Genomic DNA, 21,989 nt, shown 5'->3' with positions numbered 1-21,989 from the left:
GGTCCGGCTGTGGCTCAGCCGAGCGTCTCAGCGAAAGCCTCGATCGCCGCCGGCGCGCCGATGGCAACGCCTTCCAGGCGCGGATCGATGCGCTTGGCGAGGCCGGTCAGCACCTTGCCGGCGCCCAGCTCGACCAGTTGGGTCACACCCTGATCGGCGGCATGCACCATCGATTCGCGCCAGCGTACCATGCCGGTCACCTGCTGTACGAGAAGCTGGCGCAGGTTTGCCGGGTCGGTCTCGGCCTGGGCGGAGACGTTGGCGATCACCGGGATGGACGGCTTCTGCAGGCTGATTTCGGCCAGCGCCTGGCCCATCGCATCGGCGGCGGGCGCCATCAGCGTGCAGTGGAACGGCGCGCTGACCGGCAGCATGACGCTGCGCTTGACGCCCTTGGCTGTAGCGATGGCTACGGCGCGTTCCACCGCTGCCTTGTCGCCGCTCAGCACCACCTGGCCGCCGCCATTGTCGTTGGCGATATCGCAGACCTGATCTTCTGCTGCTTCCGCGGCGATCTCGCGGGCCAGCTCGATCTCGACGCCCAGCATGGCGCACATGGCGCCGGCGCCGACCGGCACGGCCTTCTGCATGGATTGGCCGCGCAGGCGCAGCAGGCGGGCGGCATCCTCCAGCTCCAGGGAGCGGGCGGCGGCCAGCGCCGAATATTCGCCCAGCGAGTGGCCGGCGACGAAGTGCCCCATCGCGGCCAGCTGCTTGCCGGTGACGCTTTCCAGCGCGCGCACGGCGGCGACGGAAACCGCCATCAGTGCCGGCTGCGCGTTCTCGGTCAGGGTCAGGGTTTCCAGCGGCCCGTCGAAGATCAGCGCGGAGAGCTTTTCGCCCAGCGCCTCGTCCACCATGTCGAAGACCTCGCGGGCGGCGGGGTAGGCCTCGGCCAGTTCCTTGCCCATGCCGACGGCCTGGGACCCCTGTCCGGGAAATACGAAGGTGCGTTTCATCATGCTCTTTCCGGCTCGCCGCGAAATGGCGGCAAGTGATAGCCTGCCAGCCCTGCCTGTCAAGTCCTGCCACACCATTCAGGGCAGGTTCGGCCAAATCTGTGCTTGAACCGGGCGCGCCTTCGTGTATAAGCGGCGCTTCGTTTTTCCCTTGCCGGCAATGGGGCCGGCTATGCCTGTGTCCGATTTTCCGGTTTTCGGAAGGTCCGGCGGGGGCCGATATAGCCAGAAGGGGTTATGAATGGCTTTGTATGAAAGCGTGTGGATCGCACGCCAGGACATTTCCACCACTCAGGTGGAAGCCCTGACCGAGCAGTTCTCGGAGATCATCAAGAATAATGGCGGCGAAGTGAAGTCCCTCGAGCAGTGGGGTCTGCGCAGCCTTGCCTACAAGATCAAGAAGAACCGCAAGGGCCACTACGTGATGTTCAACATCGACGCGCCGGCTGCCGCCGTCGCCGAGATGGAGCGCAACATGCGCCTGAACGAAGACGTGCTGCGCTGCCTGACCCTGCGGGTCGAGGCGCTGCAGGATGGCCAGTCGGTGATGCTGCAGCAGCGCAGCGAGCGTGGCGACCGTCCGGAGCGCGGTGATCGTGGCGACCGGGGTGATCGCGGCCCGCGCGGTGATCGTGGCGACCGAGGTGACCGGGGTCCGCGCAATTACGACCGCGGCGACTCGAACGAGAGCCGTAGCGAAGGAGACGTGGCATGAGCATCCGTCCTGGTGGTGGCCGGCGGCCCTTTACCCGTCGTCGCAAGTCCTGCCCGTTCTCCGGCCCGAATGCGCCGGTGATCGATTACAAGGACGTCCGTCTGCTCGGCCGTTTCATCTCCGAGCGCGGCAAGATCGTGCCGAGCCGTATCACGGCGGTGTCGACCAAGAAGCAGCGCGAGCTGGCCCAGGCCATCAAGCGCGCCCGCTTCCTGGCGCTGCTGCCCTACGTGCTGGACTAGGCTTGTCCGTTTTTAGGACGCAGAACCGGCGTTAATGACCAGCCGGGCCGCGGTGGGAGGACAATGACAGGCTATTGGGGATGGGCCGGTGCGGCCGGGCTGACAAGCGCGGCACTGTATCTGTCCGTGGTGTTGGGATCTCCCGGCGCCTTCCTGCTGGCCTATCTGGCGCCGCTGCCGCTGTTCCTGGCCGGTCTCGCGCTGGGGCTGACCGCCCTGCTGGTGGCGGGGGCTGCGGCCTTCGTTATCGTCGGGCTGGCCAGCGGCAGCCTGATGGCGGCGGGGCTCTATCTCGGGATCGAGGTGCTGCCCGTCGCGGTTCTGGTCCGCCAGGCCTTGCTCTCCCGGCCTGTCATGGCAGGCGAGGAGGGCAGCGGGATCGAATGGTACCCGCTGGGCCGGCTGACGGCCCTGCTGGCCGCCATGGCGGCCACGGTGCTGGTGATCATCTGGCTGGTCTTCGCAGGCAGCGAGGGCGGGCTGGAGGCAGCGGTCCGGACGTTCCTGAATGCCGGCCTGCAGGGAATGCTGCAGGCGGGCGGGGCGGAAACCGGAGAGATCACGCCGGCCATCGCGTTGATGGCGGCGCTGTTTCCGGGGATCGCGGCGGCCTCCTGGGTCGTGATGATCGCGGTCAACGGCGCGCTGGCGCAGGGGCTGGCCTCGCGCTTCGGGCGCAATCTCCGCCCGTCGCCGGACATGGCGACGCTGGAATTGCCCCGCGCGCTGCTGGTGGCCCTGGTCGTGGCGGCGGTGGTTGGGCTGGTGGCGCCTGGTGGTTTGGGGTATATCGGGCGCAATCTGCTGGTCGTGCTCGGCATGGCGTATTTGTTCGCCGGTCTGGCGGTGGTGCATGGCTTCATCCTGAAGCTCGCCGCAAGACAGGTGTTGTTGGTTGTTGTGTATGTGACGATGGTGCTGTTCGGCTGGCCGGTTCTGCTGGTGATGCTGCTCGGTATCGTCGATCAGCTTTTCGGGCTGCGGCGTCGGTTCGCCGGTCCGACCCAAGGCGAGGAGTGAAGAATATGGAAGTCATCCTGCTCGAGCGTGTCGAGAAGCTCGGCCAGATGGGCGACGTGGTCAAGGTTCGGCCCGGCTTTGCCCGTAATTTCCTGCTGCCGCAGAGCAAGGCGCTGCGGGCGACCAAGGGGAACCTGGAGCAGTTCCAGTCCCGCAAGACGCAGCTTGAGGCGGAGAACCTGCAGCGCAAGCAGGAGGCCGAGCAGGTCGCCGGCAAGCTGGACGGCATGAGCGTCGTCCTGGTTCGCCAGGCCAGCGAGATGGGCAACCTGTTCGGTTCCGTGACCGCGCGTGACGTTGCCGAGGCGGTGACCGAGGCCGGAGTGACCATCGACCGCCGCCAGGTGATCATCGACAAGCCGATCAAGACGCTGGGCCTGTTCGGCCTGCGCGTCGTGCTGCACCCGGAAGTCGCGGTGAGCATCACGGCGAACGTCGCCCGTTCGGCGGAAGAGGCCGAGACTCAGGCGAAGACCGGCGAAGCCTTCATGAGCAATGAGCCGGTTGACGAGATCGAGGAGCTCATCCAGGCCGCCGAGGATGCGGCTGCCGAAGGCTACGAGATGTCGTCGCGCGACTGATCTTTCGCGCTAGAAGATTTTTTCCGAGGAACGGCGCCCCTTCGCGGGGCGCCGTTTTTCTTTGTCCGGAAGCCTTTGTCCACGCAGTTAACAGGCTGTGGATAAAATCCATCCCCGTTTCCTTTTCCGGCGGCATCTTCCGATGCCGGGCCTGTGGGGATAGAGTGCGGACATGACCGACGGAAATCAGACCAGCGCGAAGATCACCAGCCTGCCGGACCGGGCGGAGCGCCCCGCAGAAGGGGTAACCGACCCGCAGAGCCCGCCCTACCGCATCCCGCCGCATAATCTGGAAGCGGAGCAGGCGCTGCTGGGCGCCATCCTGGTCAATAATGGCGCCTATGAGCGGGTGTCCGAATTCCTGCAGAAGGATCATTTCGCCGATCCGGTGAATGGCCGCATCTATGAGGCCTGCGGCAAGCTGATCGAGCGCGGCCAGATGGCCAACCCGATCACCCTGAAGAATTTCTTCGATCAGGACGGCTCGCTGGCCGATGTCGGCGGCGCGCAATATCTGGTGAAGCTGGCGGCCTCGGTCGTGACCGTGGTGAATGCGGAGGATTACGGCCGCACCGTCTATGACCTCTATCTGCGCCGGCAGCTGATCGATTTCGGCGAGACGGTGGTGAACGAGGCCTTCAAGCATGATCTCGACGCCACTGCCGAAAGCCAGATCGAGGCGGCGGAAGGGCGGTTGTTTGGCCTCGCCGAGACCGGGCGCAGCGAGCGCGGGTTCCAGACCTTCTCCAAGGCGATGGCGGATTCCATCGAGATGGCGGCCAGCGCCTACCGTCGTGAGGGCGGGCTGGCCGGTGTGCCTTCGGGTTTCACCGAACTCGACAAGATGCTGGGCGGTCTGCACTATTCGGACCTGCTGATCCTTGCCGGCCGTCCCGCCATGGGCAAGACGGCGCTGGCCACCAACATCGCCTTCCATGCCGCCACCCGGACGCTGGAACAGGATGACCGCTACGTCGTCGCCTTCTTCTCGCTGGAAATGTCGGCCGAACAGCTGGCCACCCGTATCCTCGCCGAGCAGACCGGCATCCCGTCGGAGAAAATCCGCAAGGGCGAGCTGAACGATCAGGATTTCCAGAAGCTGGTGCAGGCGACCCAGCGGCTGGAACGCACGCCGCTGTTCATCGACGATACGCCGGCCTTGCCGGTCTCCTCGCTTCGCACCCGCGCCCGGCGGCTGAAGCGCCAGCACGGGCTGCACATGATCGTGGTCGACTATCTGCAGCTGCTGCAGGCCCCCGCCGGCGCCCGGGCCGAGAACCGCGTGAACGAGATTTCCGAGATCACACGGAACCTGAAGGCCATCGCCAAGGAACTGCATGTGCCGGTGATCGCCCTGTCGCAGCTGTCGCGCGCCGTCGAGCAGCGCGAGGACAAGCGCCCGCAGCTGGCCGACCTGCGCGAATCCGGCTCCATCGAGCAGGACGCCGACGTCGTCATGTTCGTGTTCCGCGAGGAATATTATCTCGGCCGCGCGGAGCCGGTGCGCCGGCCCGACGAAGGCGACGAGAAGTTCCATGACCGGCACGAGCACTGGAAGTCGCTGTGCGAGAGCGCCTATGGCAAGGCCGAGGTGATCATCGGCAAGCAGCGCCACGGCCCGACCGGCAAGATCACCCTGCGTTTCGACGGCAACACGACGAAATTCTCGAACTACGTCGCGGACGATCACCTGCCCGATACGTATTGACCCCCGGCACCGGATGGGCGATGACCACGCCATGCAGACCGAGGCCGCCTGTTCCATCCTGACCATCGACCTGACCGCCGTAACCGACAATTGGCGTTTGCTGCGCGACCGCGCGGCGCCGGCCGCCTGCGCGGCGGTCGTGAAGGCGGATGCCTATGGGCTGGGGATCGACCCGGTTGCCCCCGCCCTGGCCGATGCCGGCTGCACGTTGTTCTTCGTGGCCACACTGGATGAGGGGCTGCGCCTGCGCGGACTGCTGCCGCAGGTCGAGGTCGCCGTGCTGGGCGGGCTGCTGCCGGGCACCGCGCCGATCTTCCTGCGCGACCGGCTGATCCCGGTGCTGAACGATTTGGGACAGGTCGAACGCTGGCGCGCGGAGACCGCGAAGGCCGGACAGGCCGCGCCGGCGATCCTGCATGTCGATACCGGCATGAACCGGCTGGGGCTCGACCCGCAGGAAACCGAAAAGCTCGCTGCCGATCCCGCATTGCTGGAGGGGATCGAGATCACCTATGTGATGACCCATATGGCCTGCCCGGACGAGCCGTCGCATCCGCTGAACGCGGCGCAGCTGACGCGCTTTCGCGTGGCGCTGGCTTCGCTGCCAGGCGCGAAGGGAAGCCTTGCCGCCTCCTCGGCCATCTTCCTCGGCCCCGACTATCATTTCGACCTGGTGCGGCCGGGGGCAGCACTCTATGGCGTGAACCCGACGCCGGGCGCGCCGAACCCGATGCGCCAGGCGGTGCGGCTGGAAGGCCGTGTCCTTCAGGTCCGTCACGTTGACAGGGGGGAGGGGGTTGGATACGGTGCCACGCGCCGGTGCGACAAGCCCTCCAAAATTGCAACTGTTGCAACAGGTTACGCGGACGGCTATCTGCGCGCTCTCAGCAATCGCGGGGTTGCCCGGATCGCGGGGCACGAGGTTCCGATGATCGGGCGGGTATCGATGGATCTGCTGACTTTCGACGTCACCGACCTGCCCGAGGGGCTGGTCTATCCGGGCGGGCTCATGGAGCTGCTGGGCGAGGGCTATACGCCCGATGATGCGGCACGGGACGCTGGCACGATCGGCTATGAAATTCTGACCTCGCTGGGCAGCCGTTATGCCCGGCACTATATCGGCGCGGGGGCGTGACCGCGCGATGATCGGTTTCCTTCGGACCATCGGCGCCGGCTTCCTGGAATTCATCGCCACAGCCGGGCGCATCACGATCTTCGCCCTGACGGCGGTGATGCACTGTTTCCGGCCGCCCTTCTATTTCCGGCTGATCGGCCGGCAGATGATCGATATCGGCTATTACTCGCTGCCGGTTGTCGGCATGACCACGCTGTTCAGCGGCATGGTGCTGGCGCTGCAGAGCTACAGCGGCTTTGCCCGCTTCTCCGCCGAAAGCGCGGTGGCGACCGTGGTGGTGCTGTCGATCACGCGCGAGCTGGCGCCGGTGCTGGCCGGGCTGATGGTGGCCGGGCGCGTCGGTGCGGCGATGGCGGCGGAGATCGGCACCATGCGGGTGACCGAGCAGATCGACGCTCTGACCACACTCTCCACCAACCCGTTCAAATATCTGATCGTGCCGCGTGTCCTGGCGGCGACGCTGATGCTGCCGGTGCTGGTGGCGGTCGGCGACGTGATCGGCGTGTTCGGCGGCTATGTCGTCTCGATCTATAATCTGGGCTTCAACCCGGCGGCCTATATCAAGAGCACAATCGAATATCTGGAACTGATCGACGTGGTCTCCGGTCTGGTGAAGGCGGCGGCCTTCGGCTTCCTGATCGCCCTGATGGGCTGTTATCATGGCTTCAGGTCGCGCGGCGGTGCGCAGGGCGTGGGGGCGGCGACGACGAATGCCGTGGTGTCGGCCTCGATCCTGATCCTGATCTTCAACTACATCATCACAACCTTGTTCTTTGCCAAATGAGCCAACCGCCGAAAATCCGCATTCGCGGCCTGAAGAAGCGCTTCGGCCCCAAGGTAGTGCTGAACGGCATCGATCTTGAGGTGGCGGAAGGCGAATCGCTGGTCATCATCGGCGGATCGGGCACCGGCAAGTCGGTGCTGCTGAAATGTATCCTTGGCCTCATCACCCCGGACGAGGGCTCCATCGAGATCGATGGCGAGGAAACCGTCGGCCTGTCGGGCGGCGAGCGCGACCGGGTGATGAGGAAGTTCGGCATGCTGTTCCAGGGCGGGGCGCTGTTCGATTCGCTGCCGGTCTGGGAGAATGTCGCCTTCGGCCTGATCCAGGGCGCCGGCACGCCGCGCGCGAAGGCGCGGGAGATCGCCATAGCCAAGCTGGCGCAGGTCGGCCTTGGCGAAGCTGTGGCCAGCCTGTCGCCCTCGGAGCTTTCGGGTGGCATGCAGAAGCGCGTGGCGCTGGCCCGCGCCATCGCCACCGAGCCGGATATCATCTTCTTCGACGAGCCGACCACCGGCCTCGACCCGATCATGGCCGACGTCATCAACGATTTGATCGTCGCCTGCGTGAAGGAGTTGGGGGCGACCACCCTGTCGATCACCCATGACATGGCGAGTGCCCGCAAGATCGCGCACCGGATCGCCATGATCTACGATGGGCAGATCATCTGGGACGGTCCGGTCGGCGAGATCGACCGGTCGGGCAATGCCTATGTGGACCAGTTCATCCATGGCAGCGCCGAGGGGCCGATCCAGATGCAGGTGCTGCGGCCATGACGGCAAGGGAAGGCTGAGAAGGGTGGCGAAACCGAAATCCCGCTTCGTGTGCCAGTCCTGCGGCGCGGTAACGGCCCGCTGGAGCGGCAAGTGCGATTCCTGCGGGGAATGGAACAGCATCGTCGAGGAATCGGTTGAGCCCGCCCTGCCGAAGGGGCAAAGCCGCACCGGCGGCCGCCGTATCGAGTTTGTCGGCCTGACCGGCGCCAGCGCGCCGCCGCCGCGCCGCACCACCGGCCTGGTCGAGCTGGATCGCGTGACCGGCGGCGGCCTCGTTCCCGGCTCCGCCATCCTGATCGGTGGCGATCCCGGCATCGGCAAATCCACCCTGCTGCTGCAGGCCACGGCCAGCCTGGCGCGGGGCGGTCGGGCAGCCTACATCTCCGGCGAGGAATCGGTCGATCAGATCCGTCTGCGCGCGCAGCGGCTGAATGTCGGCGATGCGCCGGTCATGCTGGCCTCGGCGACGGCGATGCGCGACATCCTGGCCTCACTGGATGGTGCGGACGCGCCGGATGTGGTGGTCATCGATTCGATCCAGACCATGTATGTCGATTCGCTGGAATCGGCCCCCGGCACGGTCGCCCAGGTGCGCGCCGCCGCGCAGGAGCTGATCCGGCTGGCCAAGCGCCGCGGCTTCACCCTCATCCTGGTCGGCCATGTCACCAAGGAAGGAGCCATCGCCGGGCCGAAGGTGCTGGAGCACATGGTCGATACGGTGCTGTATTTCGAGGGCGAACGCGGCCACCAGTTCCGCATCCTGCGCGCGGTGAAGAACCGCTATGGCGCCACCGACGAGATCGGCGTGTTCGAGATGACCGATGGCGGGCTGGCCGAAGTGTCGAACCCGTCAGAGCTGTTCCTCGCCGACCGCAAGCAGGACGTATCGGGGGCCGCTGTCTTCGCCGGCATCGAGGGCAGCCGCCCGGTGCTGGTCGAGGTGCAGGCGCTGGTCGCGCCATCGCCCTTTTCCACGCCGCGCCGCACCGTGGTCGGCTGGGACAGCGGGCGTCTCGCCATGGTGATGGCGGTTCTGGAGGCGCGCTGCGGCGTCGAGGTGGCGGGGGCGGACGTGTTCCTGAATGTCGCCGGCGGGCTGAAGATCGCCGAACCGGCGATGGACCTTGCGGTCGCGGCGGCGCTGGTCTCCTCGCTGACCGGCGTGCCGGTGCCGAAGGAGGCCGTGGTGTTCGGCGAGATCGGCCTGTCCGGCGAGGTGCGGGCGGTCAGCCAGATGGACACGCGGCTGAAGGAAGCGGCGAAGCTGGGCTTTGCCAAGGCGCTGATGCCGGCCCGGCGCAAGCGCGGCACCAAGGGGGATGGAAGAGGGGGCGAGGCCATCGAGATGATCGAGCTGTCGCGTCTTGGCGATCTGACCCTGCTGTTCGACGATGGCAGCCATGCACGGCGCCTGCCCCGTCAGGCCGCGCGCGGCCAGGGTTAGGAGACGGCGATGGACAATCTTCCGGTCAATGCCACCGACATCCTGGTCTTCGCGATCCTGCTGATTTCCGGCTTGCTGGCGTTTTTCCGCGGTTTCGTGCGCGAGGTGCTGTCGGTCGGCGCCTGGGTCGGCGCCGCCTTCGCCACGCTCTACGGCTTCCAGCATGTGCGCCCCTATGCCCGCGATCTGATCGGTATCGACATGGTTGCCGACATCGTGGCGGGGGCCGGGCTCTTTATAATCGCGCTGATCATCCTATCTGTGGTGAGCAATATGCTGGCCGGGCTGGTGAAGGGCAGCGCGCTGAACGCGGTGGACCGCTCGCTGGGCTTCCTGTTCGGCCTGGTGCGCGGTGCCGTTCTGGTCTGTCTCGCCTTCCTGGTGCTGGACTGGGCGGTGGCCGAGCAGGACCGGCCGGACTGGATCACCAACGCCAAGACGATGCCGCTGGTCGAGCGCGGGGCCGGCTTCATCATGACCCTCATCCCCTCGGATGCGCGCGAGGATGCCGCCGCCAAGGCGGAAGCGACGCGGCGCGAGACCGAACAGCGGATGCGCCGGGAGATTTATAACCAGCTCGTCAATCCGCCGGCCACGCCGGGAGAGAGGAAAGACGATGCACAGCCCCCGTCATCGGGGTATAAGACCGACGAACGGCAGGAGATGGATCGGTTGATCCAGAAGACGCAGTAGCGGTCCGATGGCGATACTCGACCGTACCGGGCGCCCGCGACGGCGCACAGCGAAGGCCAGGCAGGATACGATGATCACCACCCACCCGTTCCATTTGCCCGAAACGCCCGAAACCGAAGATGATGACCACCTGCGCGAGGAATGCGCGATCTTCGGCATTTACGGCACGCAGGACGCCGCCGCGCACACGGCGCTGGGGCTGCATGCGCTGCAGCACCGGGGGCAGGAGGCCAGCGGCATCGTCGCCTTCGATGGCAAGCGCTTCAACGCCCATCGCGGCCTCGGCCATGTCTCGGAAATCTTCGTCTCCCCCAATGTGATGGCGCGGCTGGAAGGCCATGCCGCGATTGGCCATAACCGCTATGCCACCACTGGCGAGACGCTGCTGCGCAACGTACAGCCGCTGTTCGCGGATTTCGAGTTCGGCGGCCTGGCCATCGGCCATAACGGCAACCTCACCAATGCGCTGAAGCTGCGCCGGCAGCTGGTGAAGCGCGGCTGCCTGTTCCAGTCCACCACCGATACCGAGGTCATCATCCACCTGATCGCCACCTCGCAGGGGGCGACCGTGCTGGACCGGCTGATCGATGCGCTGCGGCAGGTGGAAGGGGCCTATTCGCTGGTGGCGCTGACCGGCCACGGGCTGATCGGCGTGCGCGATCCCAACGGCGTGCGGCCGCTGGTGCTGGGGAAGCTGGGCGATGCCCATATCCTGGCCTCGGAGACCTGTGCCTTCGACATTATCGGCGCGGAATTCGTGCGCGATATTGAGCCGGGCGAAATCGTCGTGCTGAACGGCGACGGGGTTACCAGCCACCGTCCGTTCCCGCCCGGCCGCAAGCGGTTCTGCGTGTTCGAGTATATCTATTTCGCCCGGCCCGACAGCAATGTCGAAGGCCAGTCGGTCTATGAGGCGCGCAAGAATATCGGCATGGAGCTGGCGCGCGAGAGCCATGTCGATGCCGATGTCATCGTGCCGGTGCCGGATTCCGGCGTGCCGGCGGCTATCGGCTATGCCGCGGAATCGGGCCTGCCCTTCGAGCTGGGGATCATCCGCAACCACTATGTCGGCCGTACCTTCATCCAGCCGACCGATCAGATCCGCCACTATGACGTGAAGCGCAAGCACAACGCCAACCGCATGCAGATCGAAGGCAAGCGCGTGGTGCTGGTGGACGATTCCATCGTACGTGGCACCACCTCTAAGAAGATCGTCGAGATGGTGCGCAATGCCGGGGCGACCGAGGTGCATATGCGCATCGCCAGCCCGCCGACCACGAACGCCTGCTTCTACGGTGTAGATACGCCGCAGAAGGAAAAGCTGCTGGCGCATAATTACGACATCGAGGGCATGGCCAAGGTGATCGGCGTGGACAGCCTCGCCTTCATCTCCATCGACGGGCTGTACCGGGCGATGGGCCTGCCGGCGCGCAACGACGCCATGCCGCAATATTGCGATGCCTGCTTCACCGGCGATTACCCGATCTCGCTGACGGATTTCGACGATGGCGGCGATCCGGCGCAACTCTCCCTGCTGACCGAACAGCCGGCGGCTTGATTTTCCGTATCCGACGAGACAGCACATCATGACTCAGACCGGACGTCTTTCCGGCCGTATCGCCCTGATTACCGGCGCCAGCCGTGGCATCGGCGCCGCCATCGCCAAGCGCTATGCCGCCGAGGGCGCGCATCTGGTGCTGACCGCCCGCACCGAGGGCGCGCTGGAGGAGATCGACGACGCCGTGCGTGCCGCCGGCGGTAGTGCGACGCTGGTGCCGCTGGATTTGCGCCAGCTCGACCAGATCGACCAATTGGGGGCGGCGCTCGTCGAACGCTTTGGCCGGCTGGATGTGCTGGTCGGCAATGCCGGCCTGCTGGGTGACCTGACGCCGGTGCCGCATATCGCGCAGCGCCAGTGGGACCAGGTGATGACGGTGAATGTGACGGCGAATTACCGGCTGATCCGCTCGATGGACCCGTTGCTGCGCCGCTCCGAGTCGGGCCGGGCGATCTTTGTCAGCTCCGGCGCTGCCAAGGGCAAGGCCTTCTGGGGCCTGTACGGCGCCACCAAGGCGGCGCTGAACACGCTGGTCATGTCCTATGCCGATGAGATGGAGAATACGGCGCTGCGCGTGAACCTGGTCAATCCGGGGCCGATCCGCACCGCGATGCGCGCGCAGGCAATGCCGGGCGAGGACCCGATGACGCTGCGCACGCCGGAGGAGATCACCGACTGCTTCGTCGATCTGGCCGCCGCCGACTGCACCCGCAATGGCGAGCTTGTGCAGGCCTATTAAAGAAGGTCCATCAGCGCCTTCGCGACGCCGATCAGCCCGGTCACCAGCAGCACGCCCAGCACGATCCGGCGGAACAGGTTCGGGTTCATGCGGCTGAAGGCCGTCTGCCCGAGGACCGAGCCGATAAGCATGGCCGGCGTCAGCCACAGCGCCCAGAGCAGCGTGTCCCAGGTGAACAGCCCGTTCCAGGCGGCAACGCCAATCCCCATGATGTCGGTCACGGTGAAATAGGCGATCAGCGTCGCCCGGCTCACCGAATCGGCCGCCGGCGTCGCCAGGTAGAACAGCACCACCGGCGGGCCGGGGATGCCGGCGGCGCCGTTCAGCGCGCCGGAGACAGTGCCGGTGGCGAAGCTGGCCAGCGGTCCCGGCCGGTTGCGGAAACGCAGCCCGCGCGCCATCAGCAGCGCTGCCGCCACGACAATGAGGCCGATGGCGAGGCGCAGCGCCTCCGCCGAGGCGATCAGCAGCACATAGCCGCCAATCGGGGTGGCCAGCAGTGCGCCGGGCAACAGCCAGCGCAAGCCACGGAAATCCACCTCGTGCCAAAGGCGCGGCAGCAGCGTGATGCTGATCACCAGCTCCAGCAGGAAGATGAAGGGGATCACCTGTGCCGGCGGCAGGATCAGCACCAGCACCGGGATGGCCAGCAGGGCGAAGCCGAAGCCGGTGAAGGCGCGGATCACGGCGGCCACGACCACCACCGCGAAGATCGCGGCGAAGGCAAGCGGGTCGAGGGAAGCGGGCAGCAGCGCGGACATGGCGGAAACTCAGAAGGAGGAGGCGATGCCGGCGGCACCGGTCACGAACAGCAGGCCGACCGCGACAGTGCGGAACAGCGCCGGGTCGGCGCGGCGGAAACCGGCGCTGCCCAACCAGGAACCCAGCAGCATGGCCGGGCCAAGGGTGGCGGCCCAGACGATGGCGTGCAGGTCGAAGGCTCCCTTCAGCGCCAGCGTACCGACCGCCAGGATGTTGAGGATCAGGAAGAAGCCGTTCAGCGAGGCGCGCGTCGAGGCGTGGTTGCCGGGGGCGGACAGGTAGAACAGGATCACCGGCGGGCCGGGGATCGCCGCCAGCCCGCCAAGGAAGCCGGCACTGGCGCCGGCCAGGAAGCTGCCGACGGGGCCCGGGGCCTTTTTCAGGCGGAAGCCGCGCCACAGCGCCAGCGCGATCACCATGACGATGGCGCAGATCGCCAGCTTCAACAGCGTCGGATCGACGATGGCCAGTGTCAGCGCGCCGACCGGTGTCAGCAGCAGCCCGCCCGGCAGCAGCAGGCGCAGGGAGCGCCAGTCCATCTCCTTCCGGGTCGAGGGCACCATCGCGGCGGCGGCACCCAGCTGCAGCAGCATGGCGATCGGCACGGCGGCGACCGGCGGCATCAGCAGCATCAGGCCGGGGACGGCCAGCAGCGCGAAGCCGAAGCCGGTGAAGGCGCGCAGGAACGACGCCGCCAGGATCAGGACGAAGGCGAAACCATAGGCAGCGACGGTCAGATCGTCGGGGATCGGCACGGCGGAAATCCTGGCGGCGGGTTGGCTTTTGCCCGCCATTTAGGCAGTGGCGTCAGCCGGCGTCGACGCTTTTCGAGGGCAGAACACGCATGAGGGGGTCGATCAAACCGGGGGGCAGCGCCTGCAGCAGCCACACCGCCGCCAGCATCGGCCACGGGAAGGCGATGCGCGCCTTGTTGCGGGCCAGCCGGTCGCGGATCAGCCGCGCTGCCTTGTCAGCGTCCATCAGGAAGGGCATGGGGAAGCCGTTGCGGTCGGTCATCGGTGTGCGGACATAGCCGGGGCAAACCACGGAGACCTCGACGCCGCTGCCGGCCAGCACGCCCCGCAGCCCCTCGCCATAGACCTTCACGGCGGCCTTGCTGCCGCAATAGGCCGGCGCGCCGGGGAAGCCCCGGAAGCCCGCCAGCGAGGCCATCAGCGCGATCTGCCCGCGCTGTCGCGCCTGCATCCGGGGGATCAGCGGCAGCACCGTGTTCATCACCCCATCGACATTCACCGCGAAGATGCGGCGCACCTGCTCCACCGGCTCGGTATCGCCGCCGGTGCCGGCCGAGATGCCGGCATTGGCGATGGCAAGGTCGATGGGCTGGGCATCGTCGCGCGCCAGCATCCAGCCTTCCAGCGCCGCCGCATCGGTCACGTCCAGCACCGCCGTCTCAACGGTCGCACCCTGCGCGCGGCACTGCTCCGCCACCGCCTCCAGCCGCGCCGTGTCGCGCCCGGTCAGCGCCAGGGTCATGCCGGGGCCAGCATAGGTGCGGGCCAGTTCGGCGCCGAGGCCGCTGCTGGCGCCGGTGATGAGGATATGCTTCGGGTCGCGCATGTGCCTGTCCGGTTGCTGGTGCGGTGTCGCGGGGATATAGTGCCGCCTCCCGCCGATACCCTACAAGATACAGAGGCAAATCCCCGTGAAACCTGGTGCATCACCTCTTTCCAGCATGACCGGGTTCGCCCGCGCCGAGGGCCAGCATGACGGGCTCGGCTGGGCCTGGGAGCTGAAATCGGTGAACGGGCGCGGCCTCGATATCCGCACCCGCGTGCCGCAGGGCTTCGAGAGCCTGGAGCCGCTGGCCCGGCAGAAGCTGGGCGAGGCGCTGAAGCGCGGCAATGTGAATGTCTCGCTGGTGGTGGAGCGGCGTACTGGTGAGGCCGGTATCCGCATCAACCGCGCGGTGCTGGATCAGGTGCTGGCGCTGCAGGCGGAACTGGCCGGCAAGGTGGATGCCGCCCCGCCCCGGCTGGAAGCTCTGCTCGCCGTACGCGGCGTGGTCGAGGCCGGCGAGGAGGAGGCGGATGAGGAGGCGCGCGCCGCCCGTGATGCCGATATCCTGGCCGGACTGGAACAGGCGGTTAAGGCGATGGTCGCCTCCCGGCTGGAGGAGGGGGCGCGGCTGGCCGCCATCCTGACCGGCCATCTCGATCGCATCGAGGAGCTGACCGCGCAGGCCAAGACACTGGGCGCCGTGCAGCCGGAGGCCCTGAAGGCGCGGCTGCGCCAGCAGGTGACGGAACTGCTGGAAGCCTCCCCGGCGCTGAACGAGGACCGGCTGGCGCAGGAAGCCGCGCTGCTTGCCACCAAGGCCGACATCCGCGAGGAGCTGGACCGGCTGGCCGCCCATATCGCCGCCGCGCGGGAACTGATGCAGGCCGGCAGCCAGATCGGCCGGCGCTTCGACTTCCTGTGCCAGGAATTCAACCGCGAGGCCAACACGCTGTGCTCCAAGTCCGGCGATGCCGAGCTGACGCGCATCGGGCTGGAGCTGAAGGCGGTGATCGATCAGCTGAAGGAACAGGTGCAGAATGTCGAGTGAGGTGGCGGCTCGGCCGGAAGGCAAGGGTGCTGATATCCAGCGGCGCGGCCTGATGCTGGTGCTGTCCTCGCCGTCCGGGGCCGGTAAGACCAGCATCTCCCGCCGCCTGCTGCAGGATGAGGGCCGGCTTGCCATGTCGGTCTCGGTCACGACACGGCCGCCGCGTCCGGGCGAGGTGGATGGCCGGGACTATCACTTCATCGATCTGACGCGCTTCGAGGCGATGGTGAAGGCGGACGAGCTGCTGGAGCATGCCCGCGTGTTCGGCAATTGCTACGGCACGCCGCGCGCGGCGGTGGAGGCGGCGTTGTCCGCCGGCAACGATATCCTGTTCGACGTCGATTGGCAGGGCACGCAGCAACTGAACGAGAAGGTGCCGCAGGACGTGGTCAGCGTCTTCATCCTGCCGCCCTCGCAGGAGGAGCTGGAGCGCCGGCTGCGCAGCCGCGCGCAGGATTCCGAGGAGGTGGTGATCGGCCGCATGCGCAAGGCGGCGGACGAGATCAGCCACTGGTCGGAATATGACTATGTGATCGTGAACGAGGATCTGGAGCGCAGCGTCGCCGATGTGCGCGCCATCCTGCGCAGCGAGCGGCTGAAGCGCGAACGCCAGACCGGAATCGGCGATTTCGTGCGCCGGATCGTCGCCTCCGCGCCGGAGTGAGGGTCTTTCCATGCCTGTGATTCTGCCGGTTTCCCGGCGCACCCTGCTGATCGGCTCGGCGGCGGGTGCCGCCCTGCTGGCGCGCCCGGCGATGCTGCTCGCCGCCGAGATGCGGTTCGAGGATGATCCCTTCACGCTGGGCGTCGCTTCGGGCTGCCCGCGACCCGACAGCGTGGTGCTGTGGACCCGCCTCGCGCCAAAGGCGGAGGAGGCGGGCGGCAGCCTGTTCGCCGCACCGCCGCCGGTGCTGGAAGGGCCGGTGGAGGTCGCCTGGGAGCTGGCGCATGACGAGGGTTTCCAGCGCCTCGCCGCGAAAGGCACCGTGCTGGCCACCGACGAGTGGGGCCATTCCGTCCATGTCGAGGCGACAGGGCTGGAGCCGGGGCGCTGGTATTTCTACCGCTTCACCGCCGGCGGGCAGCAGAGCCCGGTGGGCCGCACCCGCACCGCGCCGGCGCTGGGCGCGGCAACGGACAGGCTGCGCCTCGCCTTTGCCTCCTGCCAGCAATACGAGCATGGCTATTTCACCGCCTTCCGCCATATGGCGGCGCAGGATTTCGACCTCGTCGTGCATCTGGGCGATTACATCTACGAGATGTCCTGGGGCCGGAAATATGTCCGCCAGCACGGCACCGGCATCCCCACGCAGCTGTGGGAGTTCCGCGACCGCTACGCGCTCTACAAGTCCGATCCGGATTTGATGGCGGCGCATGCGGCGGCCCCCTGGCTGGCGATCTGGGACGATCACGAGGTTGCCAACAACTACGCCGACGATCATTCGCCAAAGACGGTGCAGCCGGACCAGTTCCTCGCGATCCGCGCCGCTGCCTATCAGGCCTGGTACGAGCATATGCCGGTGCCGCCCTCGATGGCGCCCAAGGGGCCGTCGCTCCGGATTTATGACCGCTACCGTTTTGGCGATCTGCTGGATATGACGCTGCTGGACGATCGGCAGTACCGCTCGCCGCATCCCTGCGGGATCAACAAGTCCGGCGGGGCCAATTGCGAGGAACGCTTTGATCCATCGCGCAGCCTGCTGGGGCGCGAGCAGGAAGCCTGGCTGGATAGCGCGCTGAAGGATGCGCAGGGGCGCTGGACGCTGGTCGCACAGCAGACGCTGGTGTCGGAGCTGGACCGCGAGCCCGGGCCGGGCAAGGCCTATGCGCTGGATGGCTGGGACGGCTATGTCGCCAGCCGCGACCGACTGCTCTCCGCCATCGAGACGCACCGGCCGGCCAACCCCCTGGTGATCGGCGGCGATGTGCACGCCTTCTGGGTGTCCGACCTGAAGAAGGATTTCCAGAACCCGGCCTCGCCGACGCTGGCGACCGAGGTGGTGTGCACTTCCGTCAGCTCGCAGGGGCCGAGCGCCAAGACCATGCAGGCGGGCCGTGAGGACAACCCGCATATCCGCTACGGGCGCGGCGACAAGCGCGGCTATGCCAGCCTGGAGCTTACGCCGAAACAGGCGCTGTTCGGGCTGGAGGCGGTCGATAGCGTGGAACGGCCGGACGGCACCGTCTCGCGCCTCGCCAGCTTCGCGGTCGAGCCCGGCAAGGCCGGCGCGGAACCGGCGTGATCGGAACCCGCCTTCGCGCCATTGGTTGACAACTCTCCGGCTGTCATTCCCGGGCTTGTCCCGGGAATCCAGGGTTCAGCTTACTCGACCATCGATCCAGCGGGCTGAAGCCTGGACCCCCGATGCGCCCATGGGCAACAAGTGCGGGGGTGACGGTTGGAGTGAGTGGAAACACCGGCATATTTGCTTACCCAACCACCTCCCGCACGAAGGCGGTTATCGCGTCCAGCACGGCGGCGCGCTGCTGGCGCTGGGGCTGGTGTGCGCAATCGGGGATCAGCAACGGCGTTGCTGGACCGCCCGCACCTTGGCAGATGGCGTGCACCTGTGCCGCAGTGGCGTATTCGTCCTCCGCCCCCTGGATGACCAGCAGCGGGCAGCCGATGCGCGCCGGGCAATCCTCGATGTTCCAGGGGCGGAATGCATCGGACGTCCAGGTCTCGGCCCAGGCGCGATAGAGCGCCTCGGTATTGGGGCCGTGATATTTCGCCAGCTTCTCGGGCAGGTCTGTGGTGCGCCAGGCCTCCATCGCCTCGTGGACGCCGGCCACGGTCACATCCTCGACGAAGACATGCGCCGCCAGCGTCACGGCGGCTAGGGTGCGTTCCGGGAAGGCGGCGGCGTGCAGCAGTGCGATGGAGCCGCCATCGCTGTGGCCGATGAGGATGGCGCGTTCGATACCGGCCTGCTCCAGCACGGCGGGCAGGGCCTGCTCAGCCTCGATGTGCAGATAATCCAGTCCGCGTGGCGCAGCGATCGGGTCGGCATCGCCATGGCCCTGCCGTTCATAGACCAGCGCTGGCAGTCCGGTCGCTGCGACCACGTCATCCGGGAAGTCGCGCCACAGCCGGATCGAGCCCAACGCCTCATGCAGGAAGACGAGGCAGGGCGCATCCGCCGGCGCCGGGTGCGGCGGGTCGATCCGCACGCCCGGCAGGCGCAGACCCTGCCAGCGGAAGGCCGTCTCTGTGCGGCGCAGACTCATCGGGATGGGGTCGTTCATGCGGGAAGCACAGAGCAAAACAGGCGCTACTGCAAGCGGCGCGTGAGCCCGATCAGCCTCTTATATAACAATAATATGCACGCCATGCGTTAACGGTATGGTGGTCATGCGCTGTGCTTGACCCTGGCCCGCGCTTGGATTACTGCTAATAGCACAAGAACAAAGCGCGCTGAATAATCAGCCCGGCGCAAGACCGGCAAAAAGTGCGCAAGACAGGGAGAAGCTCAGTGCTCGGTATTTGCTTTGCCGATGACAGGATTCGTCCGTCCGCCCGCCGAAAAAACAGGAGGGACTGGTGACGGCGACCTATCCCGATGCCGCCCGTTTCGATACCTGCCCGAAATTACTGGTTCATAACGCCCAGACCCGACCGGATGCGGTGGCGATGCGGGAAAAGGATTTCGGCATCTGGCGGGAAGTGACCTGGCGCGAGTATGCCGAGACCGTGAAGCTGATGGCGCTGGGCCTCGAATCGCTGGGCATCGGGCGCGGCGATGTGGTGGCGCTGATTGGCGACAACGACACCAACTGGGTCTGTGGCGAACTGGCGGCCCATTCTGTGCGGGCGATGAGCCTTGGCATCTATCGCGACGCGCTGGATGAGGAGGTGTTCTACCTGGCCGATTATGCCGGCGTGAAGGCGGTGCTGGCCGAGGATCAGGAGCAGGTGGACAAGTTCCTGAACCTGGGCGAGCGGCTGCCGGCGCTGCAGCACATCATCTATTGCGATACCCGCGGCATGGGCACGGTCACCGATCCGCGCGTGCTGTCGCTGGAAGCGCTGAAGGAGCTGGGGCGCAAGGCCGAGGCGCGCGAGCCGGCGCGGTTCAAGGCGCTGGTCGATGCGACCGAGGGCGATGACGTCGCCATCCTCTGCACGACCTCGGGCACCACCTCCAACCCGAAGCTGGCGATGCTGCAGGCGGGGCCGATGATCCGCCATGTGCATCGCTACCTGTCGGTCGATCCGAAGGACGGTACGGACGAATATGTCTCCGTCCTGCCGCTGCCCTGGATCATGGAGCAGATCTACTGCATCGGCTTTTCCCTGGTCGCGGGGATGAAGGTGAATTACCCGGAAAGCCAGGACACGATGATGCACGACCTGCGCGAGATCGGGCCGACCTTCTTCCTGATGGCGCCGCGCCTGTGGGAACAGCTGGCTGCCGATATGCGCGCCCGTGTCATGGATGCCTCGGCGCTGAACCGCTGGATATTCGACAAGGGCGTGAAGCTGGGGATCGAGGCGCTGGACCGTGGCGAGCGGTCGGGGCTGGCGGATGCGATGCTGTTCTCGGCATTGCGTGACCGGCTGGGCTTCTCCCGCGTGCGTTCCGCCGCGACCGGTGGGTCCGCGCTGGGGCCGGACACCTTCAAGCTGTTCCTCGCCATGGGCGTGCCGCTGCGCCAGCTCTATGGCCAGACCGAGCTGATGGGCGCCTACACGCTGCAGGATGGCAAGGATGTTGATTGCGACACGGTCGGGCCGCCCTTCCCAGGCACCGATGTGCGCATCGCCGACCCGGACGCAAGCGGCGTCGGGGAGATCGTCACCCGCCACGACAACATGTTCCTCGGCTACTACCGGAACGAGGAAGCGACGCGCGCCGACATGCGCGACGGCTGGATGTACACCGGCGATGCCGGCTATTTCGACGATAAGGGGCGGCTGATCGTCATCGACCGGCTGAAGGACATCGCGACGACCGCGCAGGGGCTGCGCTTCTCCCCACAATATATTGAAAACAAGCTGAAATTCTCCCCCTACATTGCCGAGGCGGTGATTCTGGGGGCGGGCCGCGATTATCTGACGGCCATCGTCTGCATCCGCTATTCCATCGTCTCGAAATGGGCGGAGAAGAAGCGCATCGCCTTTTCCTCCTACACCGACCTGTCGAACCAGCAACAGATCTATGACCTGATCGCCGGCGAGGTAGAGCAGGTGAACGCCAGCCTGCCCGAGGCCCAGCGCATCCGGAAATTCCTGCTGCTCTACAAGGAGCTGGATGCCGACGATGGCGAGCTGACCCGCACCCGCAAGGTGCGGCGCGGCGTCATTTCGGAGCGTTATGGCGACCTGATCGACGCGCTCTATACCGATGCCGATACCGCGCATCTCGACGCCGAAGTCACCTATGAGGATGGCCGCAAGAGCAAGGTGAAGGCCGACATGCGCATCATGATGGTGGATGGGGTGCATGAGTCCGCAACGATGAAGAAGGCGAGCTGAGTGATGGCGGAAGCGGATTCGGCACTGGCCCAGACCCTGGCCCCGGCACCCCAGCGCGGCGGCGCGCCGGTGCTGCGGCTGACCGATATCGAGCTGGGCTTCGGAGGCGTGAAGGCGATCAACAAGGTCAGCTTTGAGGTGCGCAAGGGCGAAATTCTGGCGATCATCGGCCCGAACGGCGCCGGCAAGTCCTCGATGCTGAATGTCATCAACGGCTTCTACAAGCCGCAGCTGGGCACCATCGAGTTCCAGGGCCGCACGCTGCGCGCCATGGACCCGAACACCGCCGCCAAGAACGGCATCGCCCGCACCTTCCAGAACATCGCGCTGTTCAAGGGCATGAGCACGCTGGACAATCTGATGACCGGGCGGCTCTTGAAGATGAAGCGCGGCCTGTTCTGGCAGGCGCTCTACTGGGGGCCGGCGCAGAAGGAAGAGCTGGAGCACCGCGAGGCGGTCGAGAAGATCATCGACTTCCTGGAAATCCAGGCGGTGCGCCGCACGCCGGTCGGCCGGCTGCCCTATGGCCTGCAGAAACGCGTGGAGCTGGGCCGGGCGCTGGCGATGGAGCCCGACATCCTGCTGCTCGACGAGCCGATGGCCGGCATGAATGTCGAGGAGAAGGAGGATATGTGCCGCTTCATCCTGGAAGTGAATCAGGAGTTCGGCACCACCATCGTGCTGATCGAGCATGACATGGGCGTCGTGATGGATATTTCCGACCGCGTGGTCGTGCTGGATTACGGCGTGAAGATCGCCGACGGCACGCCCGACGAGGTGCGCGCAAACCAGCGCGTCATCGACGCCTATCTCGGCGTCAGCCACTGACCG

22 protein-coding genes are annotated in these 21,989 nt (G+C 66.6%); 17 read left to right on the top strand and 5 right to left on the bottom strand.

Annotated features, from left to right (window positions below):
- Nucleotides 1–14: 14 nt before the first annotated feature.
- The gene (fabD, locus tag P24_RS04120; protein ID WP_040706549.1) at nt 15–959 is read right to left on the bottom strand and encodes an ACP S-malonyltransferase; all 945 of its coding nucleotides are present in this window, start codon (nt 957–959) and stop codon (nt 15–17) included.
- Nucleotides 960–1,200: 241 nt separating this feature from the next.
- Between fabD and rpsF the strand changes: the two genes are divergently transcribed.
- The 12 genes from rpsF to P24_RS04060 all read left to right on the top strand — a co-directional run bounded on the left by rpsF (nt 1,201) and on the right by P24_RS04060 (nt 12,351).
- Nucleotides 1,201–1,674, top strand: a complete 474-nt coding sequence (rpsF, locus tag P24_RS04115; protein WP_008943440.1) for a 30S ribosomal protein S6 — start codon at nt 1,201–1,203, stop codon at nt 1,672–1,674.
- Nucleotides 1,671–1,916 carry a 30S ribosomal protein S18 gene (rpsR, locus tag P24_RS04110; RefSeq protein ID WP_008943439.1) on the top strand — a complete coding sequence of 82 codons (246 nt, stop codon included), beginning with the start codon at nt 1,671–1,673 and terminating at the stop codon, nt 1,914–1,916. Before rpsF ends, rpsR begins: the two co-directional genes overlap by 4 nt.
- Nucleotides 1,917–1,979: 63 nt before the next feature.
- Complete coding sequence (locus P24_RS04105; protein WP_008943438.1) at nt 1,980–2,936, top strand: DUF2232 domain-containing protein; 957 nt, start codon at nt 1,980–1,982, stop codon at nt 2,934–2,936.
- A gap of 5 nt (nt 2,937–2,941) precedes the next feature.
- Nucleotides 2,942–3,517, top strand: coding sequence for a 50S ribosomal protein L9 (rplI, locus tag P24_RS04100; RefSeq protein WP_008943437.1), 576 nt, complete (start codon nt 2,942–2,944; stop codon nt 3,515–3,517).
- Between the two features lie 172 nt (nt 3,518–3,689).
- A complete protein-coding gene (locus P24_RS04095) occupies nt 3,690–5,225 on the top strand; it encodes a replicative DNA helicase (RefSeq protein WP_008943436.1) in 1,536 nt (511 codons plus the stop codon).
- A gap of 13 nt (nt 5,226–5,238) precedes the next feature.
- Entirely contained in the window at nt 5,239–6,360 is a 1,122-nt protein-coding gene (gene alr / locus P24_RS04090; RefSeq protein ID WP_008943435.1) for an alanine racemase, read from the top strand.
- Between the two features lie 7 nt (nt 6,361–6,367).
- Entirely contained in the window at nt 6,368–7,144 is a 777-nt protein-coding gene (locus P24_RS04085; RefSeq protein ID WP_008943434.1) for an MlaE family ABC transporter permease, read from the top strand.
- Entirely contained in the window at nt 7,141–7,917 is a 777-nt protein-coding gene (locus P24_RS04080; RefSeq protein WP_008943433.1) for an ABC transporter ATP-binding protein, read from the top strand. Before P24_RS04085 ends, P24_RS04080 begins: the two co-directional genes overlap by 4 nt.
- 22 nt (nt 7,918–7,939) lie before the next feature.
- Nucleotides 7,940–9,361 (top strand): DNA repair protein RadA, encoded by a 1,422-nt coding sequence (gene radA, locus P24_RS04075; RefSeq protein WP_008943432.1) that lies wholly within the window; start codon nt 7,940–7,942, stop codon nt 9,359–9,361.
- 9 nt (nt 9,362–9,370) lie between these two features.
- Nucleotides 9,371–10,054 carry a CvpA family protein gene (locus P24_RS04070; protein WP_008943431.1) on the top strand — a complete coding sequence of 228 codons (684 nt, stop codon included), beginning with the start codon at nt 9,371–9,373 and terminating at the stop codon, nt 10,052–10,054.
- Nucleotides 10,055–10,124: 70 nt separating this feature from the next.
- Nucleotides 10,125–11,612, top strand: coding sequence for an amidophosphoribosyltransferase (gene purF / locus P24_RS04065; RefSeq protein WP_008943430.1), 1,488 nt, complete (start codon nt 10,125–10,127; stop codon nt 11,610–11,612).
- Between the two features lie 28 nt (nt 11,613–11,640).
- Nucleotides 11,641–12,351 (top strand): SDR family NAD(P)-dependent oxidoreductase, encoded by a 711-nt coding sequence (locus P24_RS04060; protein WP_008943429.1) that lies wholly within the window; start codon nt 11,641–11,643, stop codon nt 12,349–12,351.
- Here P24_RS04060 and P24_RS04055 read toward each other — a convergent pair.
- Genes P24_RS04055 through P24_RS04045 form a run of 3 tightly spaced genes read right to left on the bottom strand, consistent with a single transcriptional unit; the run spans nt 12,348 to nt 14,694 of the window.
- Nucleotides 12,348–13,112, bottom strand: a complete 765-nt coding sequence (locus P24_RS04055; RefSeq protein WP_008943428.1) for a sulfite exporter TauE/SafE family protein — start codon at nt 13,110–13,112, stop codon at nt 12,348–12,350. The genes P24_RS04060 and P24_RS04055 overlap by 4 nt on opposite strands.
- Before the next feature lie 9 nt (nt 13,113–13,121).
- Nucleotides 13,122–13,868 carry a sulfite exporter TauE/SafE family protein gene (locus P24_RS04050; protein WP_008943427.1) on the bottom strand — a complete coding sequence of 249 codons (747 nt, stop codon included), beginning with the start codon at nt 13,866–13,868 and terminating at the stop codon, nt 13,122–13,124.
- Between the two features lie 52 nt (nt 13,869–13,920).
- Nucleotides 13,921–14,694, bottom strand: coding sequence for an SDR family NAD(P)-dependent oxidoreductase (locus P24_RS04045; protein ID WP_008943426.1), 774 nt, complete (start codon nt 14,692–14,694; stop codon nt 13,921–13,923).
- Between the two features lie 115 nt (nt 14,695–14,809).
- On the opposite strand from P24_RS04045, the gene P24_RS04040 reads away from it, so the two are divergent.
- The 3 genes from P24_RS04040 to P24_RS04030 are packed head-to-tail and all read left to right on the top strand — an operon-like array spanning nt 14,810 to nt 17,925.
- Nucleotides 14,810–15,682 (top strand): YicC/YloC family endoribonuclease, encoded by an 873-nt coding sequence (locus P24_RS04040; RefSeq protein ID WP_008943425.1) that lies wholly within the window; start codon nt 14,810–14,812, stop codon nt 15,680–15,682.
- Nucleotides 15,672–16,346, top strand: coding sequence for a guanylate kinase (gene gmk / locus P24_RS04035; protein WP_008943424.1), 675 nt, complete (start codon nt 15,672–15,674; stop codon nt 16,344–16,346). Before P24_RS04040 ends, gmk begins: the two co-directional genes overlap by 11 nt.
- Nucleotides 16,347–16,356: 10 nt before the next feature.
- Nucleotides 16,357–17,925: an alkaline phosphatase D family protein gene (locus P24_RS04030; protein ID WP_008943423.1), complete on the top strand. Its 1,569-nt coding sequence runs from the start codon at nt 16,357–16,359 to the stop codon at nt 17,923–17,925.
- Between the two features lie 187 nt (nt 17,926–18,112).
- On the opposite strand, the gene P24_RS04025 is transcribed toward P24_RS04030, so the two are convergent.
- Nucleotides 18,113–18,928 (bottom strand): alpha/beta fold hydrolase, encoded by an 816-nt coding sequence (locus P24_RS04025; RefSeq protein WP_156816167.1) that lies wholly within the window; start codon nt 18,926–18,928, stop codon nt 18,113–18,115.
- Between the two features lie 295 nt (nt 18,929–19,223).
- Here P24_RS04025 and P24_RS04020 point away from each other — a divergent pair, with 295 nt between their 5' ends.
- Both P24_RS04020 and P24_RS04015 read left to right on the top strand, forming a co-directional pair.
- Entirely contained in the window at nt 19,224–21,158 is a 1,935-nt protein-coding gene (locus tag P24_RS04020; RefSeq protein WP_008943421.1) for an AMP-binding protein, read from the top strand.
- Between the two features lie 3 nt (nt 21,159–21,161).
- The gene (locus P24_RS04015) at nt 21,162–21,986 is read left to right on the top strand and encodes an ABC transporter ATP-binding protein (protein ID WP_008943420.1); all 825 of its coding nucleotides are present in this window, start codon (nt 21,162–21,164) and stop codon (nt 21,984–21,986) included.
- Nucleotides 21,987–21,989: the final 3 nt, after the last annotated feature.

Source organism: Oceanibaculum indicum P24 (genome assembly GCF_000299935.1).
GTDB lineage: Bacteria > Pseudomonadota > Alphaproteobacteria > Oceanibaculales > Oceanibaculaceae > Oceanibaculum > Oceanibaculum indicum.
Note: the sequence above shows the minus strand (reverse complement) of the source record. Positions and strands in the feature narration are given on the sequence as shown.